Genomic DNA, 3,955 nt, shown 5'->3' with positions numbered 1-3,955 from the left:
CGTTCGCGGCGCTCTCTCAGAGCAGCCCGGAACGATGTCCGCACCCGGCGCCACCCCTGATGGACGTCACATCTGCCCCCTCGCCCCTGCTTCGCTGCGGATTCCCCTCGCAGCGGCACAGGTGGTGCTGCTCGCGAGGAGGAGTCCGGTTCGAGATGAACCCGAGGAGCTATCCGGTCACACCAGGCTCTGTAGTCAACTCCTGGACACCGAGCACGATTTCGCCGATTCCCCCCATCGGACGGCCTATTTTGGCGAGCCCCCTCACGCGCCGCAACCGCTCTGGTGCTGTCCGGTAACGCACGAGTGCACTTGGGGGCGCATGGGTGCACGTCCTCCTATGCAATGAGCCCCCGCACGCCGTCCACCGGTGGGTCCTGCCTCACGGCAGCGTCCAGAACCGGACGGTGACGAGGTAGAAGACGGCGGCCCAGAAAGCCATCACCACCGCGACGACACCGAGGCCACGCAGATTGCTCCTCGCCGCCGGTTCGTCCGGCGGCGGCCGCAGCCAGCGCCCGAGCAGCGGGTTCACGTAGTAGGGCATGGTCAGGAAGCTCATGATGAAACTCGACAGCAGGTTGCCCACGAGCAGACCGATCCAGAGCCGCAGGTGCAGCGGGGACAGGGCGAGCGTCAGCAGTACGACGGTCGGGTACAGCCCGACCCAGATGGCGAGGGAGGTCCGGGTCTCGGAGGGCGGCGGCGGCGTGTCCTTGCCATCGCCCCCGAAGGCGAACCAGCTGCCGAAGGAGTTGTCGATCGTACGCAGCCGGAAGTCGCTGAACTTCTCCCCCTCGGCCAGGATCTCCCGCCGTTCGGGCGACGTCAGCCAGGCGTCGAGGTGCTCGGCGGTGTCGTAGCGGTACAGCGTGGTCCATTCCTCCTGTAGCCCCTCGACGGGGCGGAAGAGTTCGGTCCCCCGGAACCCCTCGAACTTGCTCTCCTCCTCGACCATATGGTGCTGCCAGTCGAGGAAGTCGTCGACGTGGTGCGGCGCGACGCGGTGGGTGACCACGACGGTGACCAGCGGATCCAGTGACCGGATGCCGCTGCTGACGACCTGCTGGGTCGCCGGGCCGTCGAAGTACGCGGCGCCGGCGTCGAGATACGTCTGCCGGGTCCCGCTGTTGAGCCACGTCTGCAGGTGCGCCACCGAGTCGTAGCGGTACACGACGACCCAGTCGGGTTGCAGCGGTGTCGGCGGGGAGATCTCGGCGCCCAGGAAGCCGGGGTAGTGGGCGGCCGCGGCGTTGAGGTCCTGCTGCCACGACTCGTACTCCCGTTCCCGCCCGGGCAGGACCTTCTGGCCGATGATCGCCGTCGCCGCGGCGGCCGCGTTCCGTTCGGTGCTCATGGTGGCTCACCCTGTCGGCACCGGCCGCTCCGCGGGGAGCCGGCCGTAGACCCGCTCCGGGGTCAGCGGCAGCGCGCGGAAGCGGACGCCCGTGGCGTCGTGCACCGCGTTCGCGAGCGCGGGAGCGACCGGGTTGATACAGCACTCCGCCATCCCCTTCGACCGCATGGGCCCCACGGAATCCCCCGAGTCCACCAGGAGGACTTCGGTACGGGGGACGTCGGCGTAGGCGGGGATGCGGTAGTTGCGGAGGGTGGGGTTGACCATCACACCGCCGGCGTCGAGGTGGTGGTTCTCGGTGAGCGCGAAGCCGATGCCCTGGGCGACACCGCCCTCCACCTGTCCCCGGACCTGCGCCGGATTGACGATCACCCCGGCATCCGCCGCCTGTACGCTGTACAGGATCCGTATCTCGCCCGTCACGCGGTGCACGGCGACCCGGAAACCCTGCGTGTTGGAGGTGACACTGCGGGGCGAGCCGTACGCCTTGCGCGCGGCGGTGAAACGGATGCCGCCCGTCCGGGCCAGCGCGACCAGTTCGGCCAGCGGCACCCGCCGGTCCCCGCACAGGACAGCGTCATCGTCCATCGTGCACAGCACGACATGGACGCCCGTGCGGGCCGCGGCGAAGCGCAGGATGCGGTCGCGCACGGCGCCGGCCGCCCGCAGCACCGCGTTGCCCGCCACGAAGAGGCCCGCGCTCGCGAAGGCACCGGTGTCGAATCCCGTGCGGTCGGTGTCGGACTGCACCAGCCGGATCCGCGACGGCGTCGTGCCCAGCTGGTCGGCCGCGATCTGGACGTGGGCCGTCGAGGTTCCCTCCCCGAACTCCACGGTCCCGACGCACACTTCGTAGACGAGGTCGTCGCCCAGCGTGACCCATGCCTCGGAGAGGTGTTCCGTCGGGGGCGCGGTCTCGTGCAGGGAACTCGCCACGCCGGTCCCGACGAGCCACTCGGGGCCGGGCGGCGGACGGTCGGCCGTACGAGCCAGGGCGTCCTCCACCAGGTCGATGCACCGGGCGAGCCCGTCCTCGGTGAAGATCACGTCGTCGGGGCCGTCGTGCAGGGCGAGCAGGGGCTCACCCGGCCGCACGATGTTGCGTCGGCGCAGTTCCAGCGGGTCGATGTGCAGGGCGCGGGCCAGTTCGTCCATCGCCGACTCCACGGCGAACGCCGGCTGCGTCATCCCGTACCCCCGCAGCGCCCCGCTCGGCACGGTGTTCGTGTAGACGGAGTACGCGTCGTACTTCTTGTTGGGGCAGCGGTAGATCATGACGGCGGCACCGCCGGCGTACACCGTTTCGCCGCCGTGGTTGCCGTAGGCACCCGTGTTCGACACATTGCGCACCTGGACGGCGGTGAGCGTCCCGTCGGCCTTCGCGCCGAGCTTGACGGTCAGGGTCATCGGGTGCCGGGGCGAAGCCGTGGTGAACTCCTCCTCACGGGTGTACTCCAGACAGGTGGGCCGCCCGGTGTCCAGGGTGGCGAGCGCGACCAGGTCCTCCGAGATCACCTCCTGCTTGCCGCCGAATCCGCCGCCGACGCGCGCGCAGAACACCCTCAGCCGGTCCGGGCGCAGCCCGAACAGGTACTCCAGTTTGACCTTCGCGATCGGCGGTGACTGCGAACTGGTCCGGACGTTCAGGCGGCCGTCCTGGATCCAGGCGATCGAACCGTGCGTCTCCAGATGCGCGTGCTGCACCCGTGGCGAGGAGTACGTGCCCTCGTGGATGACGTCCGCCGCGGCGAACCCCGCGTCGACGTCGCCGATGTGCGAGTGGAGTTCGAGCAGGATGTTGTGGACGGGGTCGCGGACGAAGGGGTCCGGGGAGCCGTGCAGCGGGGGTGCGCCGTCGGCCATCGCCGCCTCGGGGTCGAACACCGCCGGCAGCACCTCGTACTCGACGGCGAGACGCCGGCAGCCCTCCTCGGCCGCCCCGACCGTGTCGGCCAGGACCGCGGCCACGCGCTGCCCGGCGAAGCGGACCGTGTCGTCGAGGATGTAGGTGTCGTCCGGGTCGACCAGGTGATCGGTGTGGATCGCCGTGGTGAAGCGTCTGCGGGGCACGTCCTCCCAGGTGTAGACCCGGTGCACGCCGGGCACCGCGAGGGCGGCGCTCTTGTCGACCGAGACGATCCGGGCGTGCGCGTGCGGGGAGTGCAGCACCTTGAGGTGCAGCATGCCGTCGATCTGCGTGTCCATGGTGAACTCGGCGCGCCCCGTCACCACGTCGAGGGCCGCCGGCGCGCCGACGCTCCTCCCGACCGCCTTGCCCGGTACCGCCGTCTCCACCGCGCCGACGCCCTTCACGGCGTCCTCGATCGCCCGGTACCCGGTGCAGCGGCAGAGGTTGCCCTTCAGTGCCCGCGGCAGATCCTCCTTCTGGTCCTCGGTGAAGGCCGCCGCCGTCATGATCATCCCTGCGGTGCAGAAACCGCACTGGAACCCGGGCGCCTGCGCGAACCGCCGCTGCACGGGATGCAGGGCGCCGGGCCGTCCCAGACCCTCGATCGTGGTCACCTCGCGGCCGTCCGCGCGGAACGCGGGGGTGATGCAGCTGTGGACCGGTGCGCCGTCCAGCCACACCGTGCAGGC

General features: G+C 70.4%; 2 protein-coding genes. Both read right to left on the bottom strand.

The features are described 5' to 3' along the window. Window positions 1-382: 382 nt before the first annotated feature. On the bottom strand, window positions 383-1,357 hold the full coding sequence (locus tag IE312_RS01800) for an antibiotic biosynthesis monooxygenase (protein ID WP_189977608.1): 975 nt from the start codon (window positions 1,355-1,357) through the stop codon (window positions 383-385). A gap of 6 nt (window positions 1,358-1,363) precedes the next feature. After that, window positions 1,364-3,955 (bottom strand): molybdopterin-dependent oxidoreductase (locus tag IE312_RS01795; RefSeq protein ID WP_229898876.1); only part of this gene is annotated, 2,592 nt, incomplete at its 5' end.

The sequence above is a fragment of the Streptomyces capoamus genome, assembly GCF_014654935.1.
GTDB classification, from domain to species: Bacteria; Actinomycetota; Actinomycetes; order Streptomycetales; family Streptomycetaceae; genus Streptomyces; species Streptomyces capoamus.
Note: the sequence above shows the minus strand (reverse complement) of the source record. Positions and strands in the feature narration are given on the sequence as shown.